The organism is Haloarcula sp. CGMCC 1.2071 (assembly GCF_037078445.1).
Taxonomy (GTDB): Archaea; Halobacteriota; Halobacteria; order Halobacteriales; family Haloarculaceae; genus Haloarcula; species Haloarcula amylolytica.
Genome location: NZ_JAYMGY010000001.1, coordinates 508233 through 524747, shown reverse-complemented (window position 1 = coordinate 524747; position 16515 = coordinate 508233). Strand labels below are relative to the sequence as shown.

General features: G+C 57.8%; 19 protein-coding genes. 9 read left to right on the top strand and 10 right to left on the bottom strand.

The window, feature by feature from the left end; all coding sequences use genetic code 11:
• Positions 1-371 precede the first annotated feature (371 nt).
• The 3 genes from VI234_RS02745 (at position 372) to VI234_RS02735 (ending at position 2752) form a co-directional block, all read left to right on the top strand.
• A complete protein-coding gene (locus tag VI234_RS02745; RefSeq protein ID WP_336329183.1) occupies positions 372-1787 on the top strand; it encodes a DUF4330 family protein in 1416 nt (471 codons plus the stop codon).
• Between the two features lie 77 nt (positions 1788-1864).
• A complete protein-coding gene (locus VI234_RS02740) occupies positions 1865-2518 on the top strand; it encodes an IS6 family transposase (RefSeq protein WP_336329182.1) in 654 nt (217 codons plus the stop codon).
• 51 nt (positions 2519-2569) lie between these two features.
• The gene (locus tag VI234_RS02735) at positions 2570-2752 is read left to right on the top strand and encodes a hypothetical protein (protein ID WP_336329181.1); all 183 of its coding nucleotides are present in this window, start codon (positions 2570-2572) and stop codon (positions 2750-2752) included.
• 233 nt (positions 2753-2985) lie between these two features.
• Here VI234_RS02735 and cysC read toward each other — a convergent pair whose 3' ends face one another.
• The 8 genes from cysC to VI234_RS02695 form a co-directional block, all read right to left on the bottom strand.
• Positions 2986-3606, bottom strand: coding sequence for an adenylyl-sulfate kinase (gene cysC / locus VI234_RS02730; protein WP_336329180.1), 621 nt, complete (start codon positions 3604-3606; stop codon positions 2986-2988).
• A gap of 3 nt (positions 3607-3609) precedes the next feature.
• A complete protein-coding gene (gene sat, locus VI234_RS02725; protein WP_336329179.1) occupies positions 3610-4758 on the bottom strand; it encodes a sulfate adenylyltransferase in 1149 nt (382 codons plus the stop codon).
• A gap of 70 nt (positions 4759-4828) precedes the next feature.
• Complete coding sequence (locus VI234_RS02720; protein WP_336329178.1) at positions 4829-5512, bottom strand: lipid II flippase MurJ; 684 nt, start codon at positions 5510-5512, stop codon at positions 4829-4831.
• Between the two features lie 15 nt (positions 5513-5527).
• Positions 5528-5896 carry an oligosaccharide flippase family protein gene (locus tag VI234_RS02715; RefSeq protein WP_336329177.1) on the bottom strand — a complete coding sequence of 123 codons (369 nt, stop codon included), beginning with the start codon at positions 5894-5896 and terminating at the stop codon, positions 5528-5530.
• Entirely contained in the window at positions 5890-6273 is a 384-nt protein-coding gene (locus VI234_RS02710) for a lipopolysaccharide biosynthesis protein (protein WP_336329176.1), read from the bottom strand. The genes VI234_RS02715 and VI234_RS02710 overlap by 7 nt, the downstream gene beginning before the upstream one ends.
• Positions 6274-6441: 168 nt before the next feature.
• Positions 6442-6600, bottom strand: coding sequence for a hypothetical protein (locus VI234_RS02705; RefSeq protein WP_336329175.1), 159 nt, complete (start codon positions 6598-6600; stop codon positions 6442-6444).
• Positions 6573-6845, bottom strand: a complete 273-nt coding sequence (locus VI234_RS02700; RefSeq protein ID WP_336329174.1) for a hypothetical protein — start codon at positions 6843-6845, stop codon at positions 6573-6575. The genes VI234_RS02705 and VI234_RS02700 overlap by 28 nt, the downstream gene beginning before the upstream one ends.
• 72 nt (positions 6846-6917) lie before the next feature.
• On the bottom strand, positions 6918-7157 hold the full coding sequence (locus VI234_RS02695; RefSeq protein ID WP_336329173.1) for a hypothetical protein: 240 nt from the start codon (positions 7155-7157) through the stop codon (positions 6918-6920).
• 70 nt (positions 7158-7227) lie between these two features.
• On the opposite strand from VI234_RS02695, the gene VI234_RS02690 reads away from it, so the two are divergent.
• Positions 7228-9027, top strand: a complete 1800-nt coding sequence (locus VI234_RS02690) for an ABC transporter ATP-binding protein (protein WP_336329172.1) — start codon at positions 7228-7230, stop codon at positions 9025-9027.
• A gap of 83 nt (positions 9028-9110) precedes the next feature.
• Here VI234_RS02690 and VI234_RS02685 read toward each other — a convergent pair whose 3' ends face one another.
• Complete coding sequence (locus tag VI234_RS02685) at positions 9111-10217, bottom strand: glycosyltransferase (protein WP_442905014.1); 1107 nt, start codon at positions 10215-10217, stop codon at positions 9111-9113.
• Positions 10218-10310: 93 nt separating this feature from the next.
• Positions 10311-11636, bottom strand: coding sequence for a hypothetical protein (locus VI234_RS02680; RefSeq protein ID WP_336329170.1), 1326 nt, complete (start codon positions 11634-11636; stop codon positions 10311-10313).
• Between VI234_RS02680 and VI234_RS02675 the strand changes: the two genes are divergently transcribed.
• From VI234_RS02675 to VI234_RS02655, 5 genes are all read left to right on the top strand, one after another.
• Positions 11625-12854 carry a sulfotransferase family protein gene (locus tag VI234_RS02675; RefSeq protein WP_336329169.1) on the top strand — a complete coding sequence of 410 codons (1230 nt, stop codon included), beginning with the start codon at positions 11625-11627 and terminating at the stop codon, positions 12852-12854. The genes VI234_RS02680 and VI234_RS02675 overlap by 12 nt on opposite strands.
• Positions 12851-14173, top strand: coding sequence for a DUF4910 domain-containing protein (locus tag VI234_RS02670; RefSeq protein ID WP_336329168.1), 1323 nt, complete (start codon positions 12851-12853; stop codon positions 14171-14173). The genes VI234_RS02675 and VI234_RS02670 overlap by 4 nt, the downstream gene beginning before the upstream one ends.
• Positions 14174-14200: 27 nt before the next feature.
• On the top strand, positions 14201-15457 hold the full coding sequence (locus VI234_RS02665) for a hypothetical protein (RefSeq protein ID WP_336329167.1): 1257 nt from the start codon (positions 14201-14203) through the stop codon (positions 15455-15457).
• Positions 15458-15544: 87 nt separating this feature from the next.
• Entirely contained in the window at positions 15545-15829 is a 285-nt protein-coding gene (locus tag VI234_RS02660; protein ID WP_336329166.1) for a hypothetical protein, read from the top strand.
• Complete coding sequence (locus VI234_RS02655) at positions 15826-16479, top strand: formyltransferase family protein (protein ID WP_336329165.1); 654 nt, start codon at positions 15826-15828, stop codon at positions 16477-16479. Before VI234_RS02660 ends, VI234_RS02655 begins: the two co-directional genes overlap by 4 nt.
• Positions 16480-16515: the final 36 nt, after the last annotated feature.

The following is a 16515-nucleotide window of genomic DNA, read 5'->3' as shown; positions in this document are numbered from 1 at the left end:
GCAACGTTCTCAATCCATTGGAATGTATAGACGATTATGGGCGACCCAGCGTGTTACCGCGACTACTGTCCTGCATGTGACGCGCAGGTAACGATTACTGACGGTGAGTGTCCGGACTGTGGCACGAGCTTAGAGTCGTCGGGTCGTAGAACCGATTGAGATGTCACTCGTCGTGGGGAGCCCGTAGTTCAGTTGGAGCGAGACCTGAATGATTGTGACGACTAACCACACTCGGTCCGGGAGATGGGGGATCAGTCAGAGCGGAATCTTGACTGAGGGACTGTACTTACTTAGAGAAGTGCAAATTGAGAGGGGCACAGTCATAGTAGTACAACGAAACAGCCAAACCACTCCGAAAAAATGCCTACAGTATGGCAGATAGTCGTTCGTCGGCCCTCCTCGACGAGGATGGAAACCTCTTCGGCCTCGTCAACGTCGTCGATGCACTGGCCGCCCTGCTCGTCATTGCGGTCGTTGTGGCAGGCGCCGCACTTGTCCTCCAACCGGAGCCAGAGCCACCTGCTCCGAACACAACCAACGTCACTCTCGATCTCGGGACACAACCTGAATACATCGTCACAGAAATCACCGAGGGAGACACGTACAGTCCAAACGGTAATTCGGAGCTCACGATCACAGACGTCCATCTGACACCGCAGGGTAACCAGACACGTGTCATCTTACGCGCTACGCTTCAGGGACTGCCTGACGGGGACAGTCTCACATATGCGAATGCGCCCCCGCGCCTCGGGCGACCGCTGACCATCGCGACGAGTCGATACGAAGTAGACGGTCAGATCCGTGCAGTGGGTGGTGACAACAGTTTCACTCAGGAAGACACGACGGTGGTTCTCAGAGACACCATGGCCACCGCCGAAGCGCGAGACGTCACTCCCGGTGATGAGATCCGACTCAGCGGACGCACTGTCGCGACTATCGAAGACGTAGCTGCATACACAACCGAGAATTCAACCGAACAGACCGTCTTCGTCGAAGCAGAACTCGACACACACAGACAGCAGTCTGACCGTCGGTTCGGCGGCACACAGATGCGGCGCGGGCAGACGGTCACGCTCCCGGCCAAAGACTACACCTTCGACGGTCGCATTGAAAAGGTGGATAGCGGCCTCCAGCCAACGACTACTGATGTGCTCCTGGAAACAACCGTCGATGCAGAAACGGCTGGCCGTATCGCTGCCGGCGACGTCACTACCGTCGCCGGGTACGAGGCAGCCGAAGTACGAACGGTTACCACGTACGCGACCCAGAACCCCGACCGCAAACGCGCGCTCGTGGGGCTCTCGTTGGCCACTCTGGAAAACGCCGGTCGTAAGCAGTTCGGTAGCGCCGCCGTCCAGCGTGGGAACAACATCACTATTTCGACCGAAAGCTACGAACTCTCCGGCACCATCGAACGTGTTGGCGCACTCGAACCGCGTGGAACGCTCACCAATCGGACGGTAACCCTGCGGATGACCGACATGCGTGCGGACATGGCGGATGCGATCGAACCCGGCATGACCGAGACCAGTGGTGGCGAAACAATCGCTCGCGTCAGCCGCGTCAACACCGAGCCATCTGTCATCATCACGACGGGCGATAACGGCACGGTAAACGTCGCTGATCATCCGTACTTGCGTGATATCACCATCACGACTGAACTCCGGATCCGCGAGTCGACAAGCGGTGTCCAGTTCAAAGGCGAGACTCTCCAGCAGGGCTCGACAGTTGTGATCAATCTGGGAACAATCACTATCGAAGCGACAGTCGTGAGTGTTGGGCTCTGAACGACATCATAAACCGTATCGTCGCTCACTCAAACGGCGCTGTCTAGTTAGTAAGTTTAAGAAAGCGAGGAGTGCCTATGTCGCTGCAAGAACTCCTCAGCGAAAGCTTAGACGCTGAATCTAATGATGTTTGGGAACGCGAGCGGACGGCGACGCCCATCAAGGCGTTCGCCGTCCGCCTGCATTCAGCAGGTCTGTCGCTCCGCGAAACAGCGGCGATCTTAGACCTGCCGGGCGTAGATCGTTCGCACCAGGCGATCTGGGAGTGGACGTATCGGCTGGCCGACAGCGGTTCGGACCCGTCGACGGCGCAGCCGTCGCGGGTCGCGGTCGACGAAACCGCTGTCCAAGTCGACGGTGAGTGGTTCTGGGTGTACGCGGCGATCGACCTCGACACGATGCTGGTGCTAGATATCGAGGTTTTTAGCCGCCATGGCACCGATCCGGCTGCTGCATTTCTGCATCGACTTACCGAGAAACACGATCTCGAGGAAACAACGTTTCTCGTCGATGGCTATGGATACTCGACTGCCCTCGCTCGATTAGGGTTGAGCGGTCGGCGTGACTATACCGACCGAAGCCACATTGAACGGTGGTTTCAGACCTTCAAAGTCCGGACTGACCGCTTCCATACGAGCTGGGTGGGCAGTCGGCAGGCTGTCAGAGAATGGTGTCGGCAATTTCGCCGCTACTACAACCGACACCGGCCGCATCAGGCGCTAAATGGGTGAACGCCAGCGGAGCTTATCTAGACAGTGCCACTCAAACCAATATATAATCGGATGTCCGAGGAATCCGGGTCCCTAAACCCTATTAAACCGGTCGGGGAGAAAACCAGCGGGATTATCGACGGATCACGGGTCATTACCACTGTTCACTCGCTCGCCGAGTTTGTTCGGGACGTCTCCGTGGAGTTGGTTGACCTCGATCCAAGCGTGGTGCTCGTTGAGAACCGCACACGGTGACGACGAGACCCTCGTCGTTTTGTTCGCCGTCAATACGAGTCAAGCGTAGGACGAATTGAGCTGGACTGCGGTACGAGACTGACTCCATCGTCCGTGTGGCTCGATAACCGGACTTGAAATAGTGGACACCCAGCCACTACTGTTTCAGTGAGATGTTCTGGATTTTCATCGACACTCCTCTGGTTTCGTTCGCTTCGCTGATTAGATCTCGAACTTATACATCGTAGAGATTCTCATGTATCAAGGAACCCTTTCTTCGACAATTTATCTTTGATAGTCTTTTCTTCTGATTTCGAAATGTGGAAATTGTACTGGTCGCTCAGCTGCTCGTCGACCACCGCGAGTTCGTCAAGCCGTGACAGGACATGTTCGACGCACTCCGTCAGCGATCTATCCTCAGTATTGACGACAATATCTGGATCGTGAGGTTCCTGGAATGGATGGTTCACACCGGTGAACTTCTCGATCTTACCTTTACGTGCCCGCTGATAGAGGTTCTTCGGATCCCGTCGCTCACACTCTTCGAGCGAGCACTTCGTGTGGACGAGTACGAAGTCTCCCTCTGGTTCGATGATCTCACGCGCCTGTTGCTGTGACTCTCGGAACGGTGTGATCATCCCGACAATGACCGGGATTCCGCTCCGATTCAACAGCTTACAAATGTAGGCTGTCCGTTTGTTGTTGAGTCTGCGATCCTCGCGGCTAAAACCCAGATCCGGGTGGAGGTTCTTCCGGAGATCGTCGCCATCGAGATTCTCCATGGGTAACCCCCGTTCCCGCAATCGGTCTTCAACCGCGCTTGCCAGCGTCGATTTACCGGAGGCCGGACGGCCCATGAACCAGAGTGTAAACATCGGTCAATCAGTTACAAAGACATCGTCCATCGATAATATATCTTCGGCAACTTCAGGGCGCATGAGCTTGGGATCCGGCTGTTCGCCCGCCCTCAGCGTTCGGCGCAACTCTGTCCCACTCGGCTCGACGCGGTCGGTCGAATCGTGGGGACAGACCTTTTCGGAAACGACGCCGTCGCACTGGTAACAGAAGAAGGCGTAAGGATACTGTAGTGGTTCGATGCCAAGATCACTGAACTGATCGAAGATTGCCTGCGATTCAAAGTCGCCATAATAGTCACCAACCCCCGCATGGTCTCGACCTACGATGAAGTGTGTACATCCGTAGTTCTTCCGTACGATACTGTCGAAGATTGCTTCCCTGGGTCCAGCGTACCACATCCGTGACGAGAAGATCGTCAAGACGGCAGTATTTTCGGGATAGTAATCCTCAACTAGCGTCTCGTAAGCCGAGAGAATCGCCTCGTTCGTGTAGTCTCCTGCCTTTTTCTCGCCTATTTTGGGTTGGATGAGAATACCGTCAGTCAGCTCCAACGCTGACTTCTGGAGGTACTCGTGTGCACGATGCGGGACGTTCCGTGTCTGAAAGCCGACAACAGTCTCCCACCCATTGTGGTTGAATAGAACCCTCGCTTCTGCTGGTTTCAGGAAATGCTTTGCAGACGGTGTTACATCTTCGAATGCCGTGATCTCCCCGCCGATAAAGAACGGTTTTTTCTCACGGAATGCTTGCACACCTGGGTGCTCACTGTCGGTCGTTCCAAACACCTGTTGACAGGTGTCGTCGACACTGTAGCGGTACACTTCTTCGATGTCGATGAATCCGATTGGCTCGCCGTCGGGGCCCCGAAGTCCCGCACGCTCGCCCGGACTGACGTTGTTCGCGGTTTCCGTCGACACGTCCAGCACGATCGGCAGCGGCCAGGGCTCACCACTTTCCAGCGAGAGGTCGTTGACCACCTTGAGAAAGTCGTGTTGTGTCATGAACCCCTTCAGAGGACTGTAGGCACCAGATGCGAGATTGACGAAGTCGTAGAAGAGGTTCTGGTCGAGCGTGATCTGTGGAGCAGTATCGAACTCGGAACGGAGTTGCTGACTGCGTTCAGTGTCGAGATATCGGTCAACAAGCGTATTTCCGTGCGGGGGGATCATTGCGAACTGTACAGACTGTGGCCGGTACCGGAAAGAAAAGCTTTCGGAGTTCTCAGGTGCCCCTATAATGTCAATCGTGACGCGACAGCCGGGTGAGCAATCGCTCCGTGTTGACCGGTATTGAGCTCTCGAACTGCCGTACTAGCCTTGCGTCGGCCGGTTCGAACCCTAGCACGAATAACACCGGATAGCTGAGTGTCACCGCTATCGTGCTCCCAACGAGAGCGAATTCTACTGCCGGGATCACGTATCGAATTCCAGTGAGTGCGAGCCCCAGCCCCAGCACACCGACGGTGCACGACCACAGTAATGCTGGCGAGACCGGTGTGATCTGATACCGACGCATCAGTATTCTGGTCAGGACGATGTTCAGTCTCGTGTATGAGATCATACTCGCGAGGGCAGTCCCAGCTGTTCCGACTGGCGGGATTAGGACAGGGTTACAGACGACGTTGGCGACGAGTACCAGCGTGGTGGCACTGAACACGAGCCGTGAACGCCCGAGTGCGATAAGGGTCTCGCGGTTGGGCCCGGCGACGACGTGCGTCAGGAGGCCGACCGTGAGGATACTGGGTGCTAACTGTCCAGTGCTGTAGGCAGGTCCGAACAAGACACTGAGAATCTCGCCCGGAAATCTCAACAACAGTACGACGAGCGGAAGGGTAAACAGGACGACCAACTTCCTCGTGAGTCTGTAAACCTCTCGGATCGTCCATAGGGCGGCTGCTGCGATGTCCGAGACGAATGGTAACATGAGGGCCCGGACGGACTAGAAGAAGACGAACACGAGCTGTGTAAGTGTAAACGTCGTGTCGTACGTGCCGAGTGCGGCACTGTCGATATAGTACCCAACAAGGAGGTTGTCTAACTGCCGAGTGAGGAACCAGACGGCGTTGGCTCCGACGAGCGGGAGCGAGAAGGCGAGCAGTTTCCGCAGTTCTCGTAGCGACAGCGCCCGCTTGACAGTCGCGGTGAACAGTGATGTTCGACGTCCGATAAGTTCGATCCCGAACAGTGCGGTCAGACAAAGCGCGCCAACCCGACCGACCGTGGCACCGAAGACGCCGTACCCCAAGGTGGTCGCGGCTACTACGACCACGAATACACTCACCCGATGAACGAGGGTGTCCATCAGCATGCGCCAACCATGTCCTCGGTCCCGCGGAACCGGCTCCCGATGATCTTGATGACTGCCATCGACGGAATTCCGAACGCACATACGACAAAGAATGGTTCTAACGCCGGTTCGTCGAACAGCAGCGCGATCGGTCCGACCAGCCATTCAACGAGCAGCCCCAACGCGATCGACGTACCGAATATGAGGACAAATCCGGACAGGAACGTCGTTGACGGCGAACTTGATCGGGGGAGCTCTCGTGCCAACCCGACCTCGAACCCGAGACGGAAGATCATCCCGCCGACCAGTATCACGGTACTCGCCAGTACGAGAAGGCCGTAGTCTCCCGGTTGGAGGAGCGTTGCCGGAATCAACCGCGTGAGAAACGAAAAGAGCATGCCACCACGTTGCCGATCAGTACGACCGTCACCCCTTGCATGACACGTTCGTAGGCCGACGACGAGTCACTCATCGTTTCCCCGCTCTTGATTCGATCCTCCGGTCTCTCAGCGGGTCAGCCCTTGCACCGGTTGGTGGGCTGTCTGGGGATTCCTCACGCATCGCTGTCACGTCGACCGTCGCTGTCTGTTGAGGGCGTGCAGTAAGATGCCGGTAAACACGGACAAGAGTTCGACGAGCGCGATAAACACTGCTGTAATCGAGAGTCCGGGCGGGAACGTCGCCATCTGTAGATAGTTCAGTATCGTCCAGTAGCCAAATCCCATACCGATGAGTGCCAGCAGCAGCCCCGGGACTGCGAGCACGAGAATCGGTTGATCGTTTTCGAGACCCGAAACAGCGTCCGAATCAGTATCTGGCCGTGAATGACGGCCGGTATCGTGTTCGGATCCTCGACATCGTAGTCGACGTTGATTTCAACTTCGTCGAACGAGAGACCGTGTTTGGCCGCGAAATAGAGGATGTAGACACTCGCACCCATGTCGCCGCTGACGTTCTTTTCGGTCAGCATTTTGATGGCGTCTCAGTTGTAACTCCGGAATCCACTTTGTGTGTCGGTGATTCCTGCACCGCGATTCAACGGTCAGAACGTCGTGTTCAACAGCGTGTTGATCGTTCTGATCCTGAACTCCCTGATCAGCGGGATATTGTCCGACTGTCTGCTATCGAAACGGCTGCCGATTACGATGTCCGCGTCAGACTGGTTGTGTGCCTGTGTGACATGGGAGCTGTCTGCCGGGTCGGGTTGTCCGTCTCCGTCGACAGTGACCAGATACTCCACGTCCCACTCGTCGTCGACCCGCAGTGCTGAGCCGAAACGCATCCCTTATTGAGTCCGACTGATCAAACCCACGTATGTCTAGTCTGCGGACGAGAGCGGTGATCGAGCATCTATGAGTGTGTCTGACGACGAGATCGATCTGCGATCGAAAGCCGACGCTCTTCGTCGGATCGTTCGGTTCAAACCGGTGCGGTTCGCCGCAATCGTAGTTCTCAGTGTCTTCGCTGCGATGCTCGAAGGCATCGGCCTGACCTTCATCCTCCCGATCATCGAGTTCGCACAGGCGAACGGACCATCGCCGGAACAGGCAGACGGGATTCTCGGTGTGTTTGTTTTCGCCTACGAGATGCTCGGCATCCCGTTCCAGATGGAGTATCTCGTCGTCGGTGTCTCCGCAGTCATGGTCGTTCGATTCACGATGAGCTTTTTCGTCGACTGGCTCCGGACAGCGATCAGAGCCCAGTACGTTCGTCATCTTCAGACCCTCGGCTTCCGTAACGCGCTGTCAGCACGAGTCTCGTACTTCGACACAGAGGGTTCAGACGACATCCTGAACGCCATCGTCACGCAGTCCGAACACGCCGGACGCGTCATCAATCGGTCGGTCAGACTTCTCGAACAGACGCTGTTGTCGATAATGTACGGCCTGATTGCGCTCTACGTCGCACCGATGCTCACGCTGGGTGTTGGTGTATTCCTCGGTGTCATGACGCTCGTCTCTCGTACTGTGCTCGAAGACGGATACTCGATCGGTGATCGGGTCGCGGACGCAAACGAGCGCGTGCAGGCCGCCGCACAGGCCGGCACACAGGGTATTCGTGACGTGAAGCTGTTCGGTATGCGGTCCGAACTACTCGACGACTTCGTCGACGCGGTCGACCAGTACGAACAGTCGATGATCAAACTGTTTCGAAACGACGCCGCGATCAAGAACTTCTATCAGCTTGCCACTGCACTATCGATCTTCGTCCTACTTTTCGCGGCAGTCACGTTCACGCAGATGACTGTCGGTGAACTCGGGATCTTCCTGTTTGCGATGTTCCGACTCGGGCCGCGGGTAAGTGGGTTGAACAACCTTTTCTACGGCATCGAGGGTGAGCTTCCACACCTGATTCGGACGCACGAGTTCATCGACCGACTCCGCCGGAACCAGGAACAGGAGACGGACGGTGCGCCGACGCCCGAGACCGTCACGACGCTGTCGTTCGACGACGTGACGTTCTGGTACGACTCCGACGACGAGACTGTCCTGCACGACGTATCACTGACTGTCGAACGCGGCGAGTTCGTCGGATTCGTCGGCCCGTCCGGGGCCGGGAAGTCGACGGTCGTTTCACTGCTCGCACGGATGTACGAACCCGTCGAAGGCGAGATCACGGCGAACGGTACGCCGATCGCCGAGTTCGATATCGATGAGTGGCGATCGCACGTTTCGTTCGTCCAGCAGGACCCATACATCTTCAACGACACGCTCCGAGAGAACCTCAGTATCGCCCGTCGCGACGCGACCGATTCGGAGATTCGCGAGGTCGCCGAGATCGCGCAAGTGACCGAATTCGTCGACGAACTCCCGAAGGGCTACGAGACGGAACTCGGTGACGAGGGTGTCAAACTCTCGGGCGGCCAGCGACAACGCGTCGCGATTGCGCGTGCGCTGCTCAAGGATTCCGACGTGTTGGTCCTCGACGAGGCGACCAGCGACCTGGATACGGCACTCGAGGAGAAGGTCCACGAGGCGATCGAAAACCTTGACCGTGATTACATGATGTTCGTGATCGCGCACCGTCTGTCGACGGTTGTCAACGCGGACCGGATTTACGCGATGGAGGACGGACAGATCGTCGAGCAAGGGACTCACGACCAACTCGTCGAGACCGGCGGCACGTACGCCGACCTATACAAGATCCAGTGATGGCGATCCGAAACTATCGCACCAATTTAAACGATGTACACACCGATCGCACGACGGCAGTGCGATCAGGTGTGCATTGATTTTCAATGGTTACTGTGTGGCCCGTCGATGAGCTGTCGATAGAGCGGGACGAGTACGTCGGAGACGATCGTCTCATAAGAATACTCCCTCACGGAGTCCCGGGCGTTCCGCCCGAACCGTGCGAAGACCGCTCGCTCGTCGAGGACGGACTCGACGGCACTCCGATACGCCGGGACCGAATCCGGGACGAGGCGGGCGTTCTCTCCGTCCTGTAGGAACGTCTTGTTCCCCGGCGTGTCCGTGCCGATCACGGGAAGCCCACTTGCGAGAAACTCCACCGTCTTGAGCGGAGGTTGATCACGGTACTGTGGTCGATCCGGGATGTATGCCAGTCCGATGTCGAACGCCTTCAGGTACGCCGGCATGTCGTCGAACGGAACGCCACCGGTGAGCGTCACGGCATCGGTGTCTGCCTCCTCGACGTAGCTTTCGAGGGCACCGAAGTCCGGTCCGTCCCCGACGATGACCAGTTTTGCTCGCGACCGGTACGGTTCTTCCAGTCCTTCGAATGCATCCACCAGTCGTGTCAAGCGCCGCGACCGATGTACGTTTCCGGTGTATCCGAAGACGACATCGTCGTCATCGACACCCCACGAGGCCCGGAGTTCCGGGTTCGTCCCCGGCTCGAACCGATCGAAACTGGCCCCGAGTGGTACGATTGTCGCCGTTTCGGGGTTCGAGAGGACTTTCTCGGCCACATCCTCATGTAGCGCGATCGTGTGATCGACGAGCCGATCCTGAACGTTGATGATCAACCGCGAAACGTACTCGAAAGCGGCGTTACTGATCGCCGTTCCCCGTATATCGGCGACAGTGGTCGGCGGTGCGTCCAGCCACGGGACGCTGTCGAGCACCAGGCCGAGATTCGGGAACGCGATCATGTGGAGCACGTCGACGGTGCCATCCTCACAGAGGCGCTGCACTTCTTTCAGTCCCTTGTACGCGAACCGCGTCGGTTCGAGGCCGACGCTCGAAGACGTGTCCGACGGGATCCGATACACGTCAACACCGTCGACCGTCTCCCGTAGCGGCCGGTCGGCTTCCTCGCGGGCACAGACGACGGACACATCGATACCGTTTGCCGCCAGCTTCCTCGAGTATTCGTTCATCGCAGTAGAGTTGTTCTGAGGAAACTTCCGATGGAAAAGAAAGCAGACGTGCATTGAATTATGTGCTGAGGTTATTTAGAGTCACGCCCCGTTTTATTCTCCCTGATCTCCGGTTCCGTAACAGCCCTCGAACCAGAACGTCATATCGTCGGGGAAATCATCTCGATCCAGTGTCGTACGATAGGCTTCCACAAGTGAACCGGGCCACTCAGCGTCATGATAGAACTTCCGAGTCCGTGGATCTCCGAGATGTGAGAACCGTTCTGCTGGGATCGCACTCAGGAACCGGAACAACAACTCTTTGGCCACGCGCTGCTTCAGAAACCGCTTGGCAGCGGCGAGTGGACTATCCGACGACTCCTCGATTAGCGCCTGCATCTGACTGAACTTCCGACCTTGTTTTTTGATGTCAAATCCACGACGTTTCAGGATATCGTTGAGACGTTCCTCGTGTTGTAACACTCGCTCGAATGTGTCCTCTCTGTGATACTCTTCGATGTATGATGTGACCGTCTCACCGGTCCAGTTGCCATGCGTCTCGAGGTAGTGGGCCTGTACGCTCTTTCCCAAGTCGTCAGGAAATTCGTCAGTGGCGATGTGCAACAGTTCCCATTCGGGATTGTATATTCCCGGCCGAACACCGATATACGGTAGTTCGACCGGTGTCCCGTCCCATTGCAGGTCGTCTTTCATCAACGAGTAGTACCAGATGTTGTCCAGTCCTGCGCGCCCGAGCAACAGGATACTCAGTGCATTGTGGATCGACTTGTGAGGGAGGAGAGTCAGCGGGTCGGCATCGAACAGCGATCTCTCTTCGGCGAATTCGGAATCGAATATAAAGAACTGATCCATCACGACTCCGAGTGGATTGTTCGGTTCTCGCCACTCCAGTCCCAGTCCGCGAATCGCTAATCGTCTGTCGCGAGCGTACATCTCTTCGATCAGTTCCTCTAATTTCTGTTCCGAGAGCGGCCACGCGTCAGCATGGCAGTGCATGACGGTCTCTACATCGTCTCGTTCTGACAGGGCTGCCTGACAAGCAAGAAACATCGAGTCCAAGATCCGGGCAGTTCGGTTCACTCCCTTTCGAGAGACAGCACCGTTCTCCGATGGCATATCTGGTGTGAAGTGGACCCGACCGCCTTGGACGTAGCAGTCGACAGTAATTCCTCGCTCGGCAATCGCCTCTTCACCATCTGGATGGGCACAGCAGACAGATATGAAGTACTCATCTTCCCAATCGCTTCGAATCATATCGACAAAAACAGCCAACTCATCGAACTTATCATAGAGCGAGATAGCGATTCCTTTCATCAACTGTGCATACCGCGTGATGTTCATATATAACTTCTGCGTTGTCTGACGGTCGCCAGCAGTTGATACCAGCATATAAATATCGGTGTGGCGTTGAGCGAACACACACCGATGGCCAAGCAGCTGTTTACGTTCGGGATGTTCCGCTCCGGAACAACGTTACTGGCACGCCTGCTCGACACCCACGAGGATATCGTCTGTGCTGCCGATCCGTATCGCCCGTTTTACAACGCGCTCCGCGATGCCGTTGCCGAGGACATCGGAGTCGAGACTGATCCGTACGACCCGCTCGGAGACTACTTTGCCGAGGAAGCACAGGTTGCGTTGTTCGATGCGGTCCAGGACGCGACGCTGGATCGCCCGTTCGAGCGTGACCGGACGGAACTGCTCTCCCAGCTCGTTGACCGCGCGCAAGGCCACGCGCAGTTTATCGCCGACAGCCTCACCGAGGCGCACGTTTCGGGGGAAACATTCGCCGATATCCACGCCGACCTGCTCGCCGAAGTGCCCGAACAGTACGGGACCGGCGAGGAACGGTGGATCGGCACCAAAGACACATGGGCGACGGAGTTCGTCCCGGCGTTGCGTCGTCAGTACCCCGACGCGAAGTTCCTGTTGATGGTTCGTGATCCCCGTGCAGTCTGTGCCTCGAAGTACGCCTGGGAGACGATGTATCCGTGGCTCTTTCTGGCCCGTCAGTGGCGGAAGATAGCGATGCTGACTCACAGATACACCGCACTCGCGGACCACAACGACGCCCACCTCGTCCGGTACGAGGATCTCGTCCAGCACCCCGAAAGGACCGTCGAGGAGATCTGTGATTTCCTGAACGTTCCCGTCGACGAAGCCGTCCTCAACCCTGCAAACTTTACCGATGGGCGGGGTAAGCAATGGCTCCAGAACACGTCTCACGACGGCGAGGAACAGAAGGCCGAGTTCAACACCGATTCGGTGGATAAGTGGCGACAGACGCTGGACGAGACTGTCGTGGAGTACGTTGAGCGATTGTGTTTCGGTGAGATGTCGCTGCTGGGGTACGAGCCGGTCCATGCGGACGGCCTCGGCTACCCCGACGAGATGGTCCTCTCCCCACCGACAGAACCGTTCGAAGACTTGGCGGCCTGGATCAAGCCGTACTATGCGGACCGTACCGATACCGATGTCGTCACCCAGATGTCGGTCGAGACGACCCGTCACCGACTGCTGGCATGCTCCGACGACGTGCGCGATTCGGTCGCCGATAGCGTCGTTCGGAGCCACTTCATCGATGAGCAGCTTTACGACGCTTGTCGAGCGGCACTCCCGTCCCAGTCAGACAGATGAAAGACCTCGTCGAAGCGCTGTATCTCACGAATCGTGGGTTCGTCACCGACGAGTACGACGCGTGCCTCGATTACATCGACGACAACGAACTCCCGCTTCAGTATCACTCCTTCGAGAGCGGTCGACAGTTCTTGAACTCCTGGGAGGTCCCACAGCGGTGGACCGTCGACGAAGCCACCGTGACGGCGGACGGTGAGACGGTCATTGATTACGACGATCACCCGCTGCATCTCATCTCGTATTCGGACTCGTTTCACGGGACCGTCTCACGATCGACGCTGCTGGATCACGTCCACACGCACGGCGACCGCGACGACGCGATCCCGTGGCACTTCCGGCAGAATTACCGGCCGTGGGACAGCGAATGGGGGTTCTGTGCGACACAGCGCCTCGTCGACTCGCTTGACGCCGACGAGTACGACGTACACATCGACACGACGTTCTCCGACAGCGAGATGCGTGTTGCAGAGCACACCATCGAAGGGGAGCGTGACGAGACGGTCGTCCTCGCTGCGCATCTCGATCACACTGGGATGGCAAACGACGACCTGGCTGGCGTCGCCGCGGGCTGTGAACTGATGCACCGGTTACGACAGCGTGACTCGCTTCGCTACTCGTATACCTTTCTCATCGTACAGGAGTTGCTCGGCTCTGTCGCCTACCTCTCAACCCGGGACGTTTCTGACCTCGCCTGTGGGCTGTTCCTCGAGATGCCCGGCAACGACAATCGGCTGCTGGTGCAGCGGTCGTTCACGGGCGATACACGGCTTGACCGCATCGCTGCAGAGCGACTCGAAACACTGGCCGACGACGGCGAAGTCGCTGCCTACCGTGAGAAGATCGGGAACGATGAACTGATCTTCGAGGCTCCGGGGTACGAGATCCCAATGGTCTCGGTGAGCCGGTTTCCGTATCCGGAGTATCACACACATCTGGACGATCCGAGCATCGTCACCGAAGATCGACTCACCGAGTACTGTGAATATATCATGTCAGTTATCGACGTGCTCGAAACGGACTTCGTGCCCCTACGAACGTTCGACGGCATCCCGAGCCTCTCACATCCCGACTACGACCTCTACGTCGGTCCGGGTCAGGTCACGGACGAGGACGCGGTGGTCGACGACGGGTCGTTGCTCCAGTTCCGGGACGGGCTCTTTCGGTACCTTGACGGGGACCACACTGCCTTCGAAATCGCGTCGACGTTCGGGATGCAGTTCGAGTGGGTTCGCGACTACCTCCTCGAATTCGAGGATCGGGGGCTGATCCGGGCTCGACCGCCGGCGCTGTCGGATGAGGACCGAATTTACAAGAATTAAAAAACCCCCGCCGCCAGAGTGCGTCATATGGACTCGGCCGCGACTGCTGACGAGACGGTACGGCTCCTTTTTTCTTGCCACAACTCCCAGGAGGTGGAGAATTTCGTACCGGTCGCCGAAGCGATCGAAGACCGTAATCGCTCCGTCAGCATCGACTTCCTCTCTCAGGATCCGATCTACCGACAGGACGCGACCGAGGCGCTCTCGGAACACGACGTCTCAACCATAGACACAGACATTTACCCGTACGCGCTTGAGGAACCGTACGCGTTCGTCTCGGCACTGGACAAGGTCCGTGCGATGTACCACACCGCGAGCGCACTGCAACCGCTCGCGGCGGAGTACGATCTGATCGTCTTCGGCTACGACGGCATCCCAATGCGTGCGATGGCTGCAGCCGCGGACCGGGCATCGGTTCCGACTGTCCAGATCGTTCAGGGGTTCTTACACCAGCGTCCGACGCTCGAACCGGGCTTGACCAACCGGGTCGCACACGTCACGAAAGGCGTGGCTCGATCACAGTTGCTCGCTCGGCTGCCGCGACTCGGATTCCTCAGGCGGGATCAAACGACGGGCCGCGGCCACGACGGGGAAATCTACGTCGCTGGAGAACACACGAAGGATACGCTCGTCGTCAGTGGCGTCGACCCCAAACGAGTGACAGTCACCGGTGTCCCCCGCTTTCGACGGCTGTTCGAACGCGCCGATGAAGATCTGTCTGTCGGAGGCGAACAGCCGTTCGACGTATTGTACATCTGTAGCGGATACGCGTCACATGGTCTCCCGACGATGGCGGAGGTCCAACAGGAACAGATCGAGCGGCTCTCACGCGAGGCTGTCGAGCGCGGTATCAGGTTCGAGGTTCGCCCCCATCCCCGGAGCCGTGGCGAATGGCACCGACTCGTCCCGGACAGTGATCTGGTGACGATCAGCGAGACGAGCACGGACCTGTATCAGTCGATCATGGACAGTGATGTGGTCGTGACGATCAACTCCACGGTCGCGTACGAGGCAGCACTGCTTGGACGGCCGGTGATTCTCGCTCGCTTCCCCGAGGCCGACTGCGAGTGGATCGCCGACGCACCGATGGCCGACGACTTCCGTGTCGTAACGAGTCCGACGATGCTGTTCGACCTCGTCGAGGAGATCGGAACGACACAGTCGGTCGCCCAGCAGGTCGTCCAGACCGGTCGAGAGAACGCGTACCGTGTGATCGACCGCAACACGCCGGACTCACCGGAGACCATTGCGACGGCCCTTCTCGAGACGATCGACACGTCCTGACGACCCATTACGCCGTTGTGAAGCCCCGATGTCGATGCGCCCTGACGACACCGCGTGATTTTTACTCTCTGCATCGGTACCACCGCCATGGAACTGGCCGACGAGACGGTCGAGGATTGGCTCCGTTACGTCGAGATCCAGCGCGTCTGGGAAACGCTCGATCCCGAACTCACACCGGAACAGATCGCCGATCTCTCGTCGATGTTCCTCGACGAGACACGGTCAAGTGGCGATTACAGATTTCTCAACGCCGCCCTCAAACTCAACGACTGGCTCCGCGAGCATGAACCGTCGCTACTCTCGTCGCTGGAACTCGATGCACGTGCCCAAGCGGAACTCGATCGCCTTGAAGCGGAGGTCGGCCTGTCGTGAGTCGGCTCTGCCACCTCTCGGAACGGAAGTCTTCCTCGATCCATCTCCAGTATCATGCACAGACACGAGGCGTGAAATTCGACCACATCATCGTCGTCGGAGAGGGCGGCGACGAGGACCAGATCCTCCGGGACTACGCGGAGATCAACGGATTCAAACTCTCCTTCGTCGATGACCCGAACGCGACGGAGACGGTCGAACTGCTCGAACAGATCGAACCCGATCTGATGACGATCGACACGCCCTGGACCATCCTCGATCCGGCGGTGTTCGAGGTCCCGGAGATCGCGACGATCAACGCACACGAAGCTCAGTTACCGGCGTACCGCGGCTACCACTCTGGTCACTGGTCAGTCCTGTTCGGCGACGGTGCCGGGGCCGCCGCACACATCGTCGACGCGGGCGTCGACACCGGCGATGTCATCGCGACACGCGAACTCAGTGTCGAGTCGTTCGAGACGATGGCCGAAGTCACCGAGGCCGTCTACTACCGCTGTAAATTCCAGGCAATGATCGACGCCGTCGTCGACCTCCTGGAGGGGGATGCGGACAGAACGGAGCAGACCGCCGAGAACGGAACTCAGTTCTTCGAGATGCACGACCGCATCGTCGAACTGACCGAACGGAAACTGCAGCAGGAGTCTGGCTGAAAGACCGCTCGCACTTTCCTGTTTGCCCACGATACA

Excerpts from the sequence above, each read along its gene's own strand:
- VI234_RS02745 (WP_336329183.1), top strand. The coding sequence starts at position 372 with ATGGCAGATAGTCGTTCGTCGGCCCTCCTCGACGAGGATGGAAACCTC.
- VI234_RS02740 (WP_336329182.1), top strand. The coding sequence starts at position 1,865 with ATGTCGCTGCAAGAACTCCTCAGCGAAAGCTTAGACGCTGAATCTAAT.
- VI234_RS02735 (WP_336329181.1), top strand. The coding sequence starts at position 2,570 with ATGTCCGAGGAATCCGGGTCCCTAAACCCTATTAAACCGGTCGGGGAG.
- cysC (WP_336329180.1), bottom strand. The coding sequence starts at position 3,606 with ATGTTTACACTCTGGTTCATGGGCCGTCCGGCCTCCGGTAAATCGACG.
- sat (WP_336329179.1), bottom strand. The coding sequence starts at position 4,758 with ATGATCCCCCCGCACGGAAATACGCTTGTTGACCGATATCTCGACACT.
- VI234_RS02720 (WP_336329178.1), bottom strand. The coding sequence starts at position 5,512 with ATGTTACCATTCGTCTCGGACATCGCAGCAGCCGCCCTATGGACGATC.
- VI234_RS02715 (WP_336329177.1), bottom strand. The coding sequence starts at position 5,896 with ATGCTGATGGACACCCTCGTTCATCGGGTGAGTGTATTCGTGGTCGTA.
- VI234_RS02710 (WP_336329176.1), bottom strand. The coding sequence starts at position 6,273 with ATGCTCTTTTCGTTTCTCACGCGGTTGATTCCGGCAACGCTCCTCCAA.
- VI234_RS02705 (WP_336329175.1), bottom strand. The coding sequence starts at position 6,600 with ATGGGATTTGGCTACTGGACGATACTGAACTATCTACAGATGGCGACG.
- VI234_RS02700 (WP_336329174.1), bottom strand. The coding sequence starts at position 6,845 with ATGCTGACCGAAAAGAACGTCAGCGGCGACATGGGTGCGAGTGTCTAC.
- VI234_RS02695 (WP_336329173.1), bottom strand. The coding sequence starts at position 7,157 with ATGCGTTTCGGCTCAGCACTGCGGGTCGACGACGAGTGGGACGTGGAG.
- VI234_RS02690 (WP_336329172.1), top strand. The coding sequence starts at position 7,228 with ATGAGTGTGTCTGACGACGAGATCGATCTGCGATCGAAAGCCGACGCT.
- VI234_RS02685 (WP_442905014.1), bottom strand. The coding sequence starts at position 10,217 with ATGAACGAATACTCGAGGAAGCTGGCGGCAAACGGTATCGATGTGTCC.
- VI234_RS02670 (WP_336329168.1), top strand. The coding sequence starts at position 12,851 with ATGAAAGACCTCGTCGAAGCGCTGTATCTCACGAATCGTGGGTTCGTC.
- VI234_RS02665 (WP_336329167.1), top strand. The coding sequence starts at position 14,201 with ATGGACTCGGCCGCGACTGCTGACGAGACGGTACGGCTCCTTTTTTCT.
- VI234_RS02660 (WP_336329166.1), top strand. The coding sequence starts at position 15,545 with ATGGAACTGGCCGACGAGACGGTCGAGGATTGGCTCCGTTACGTCGAG.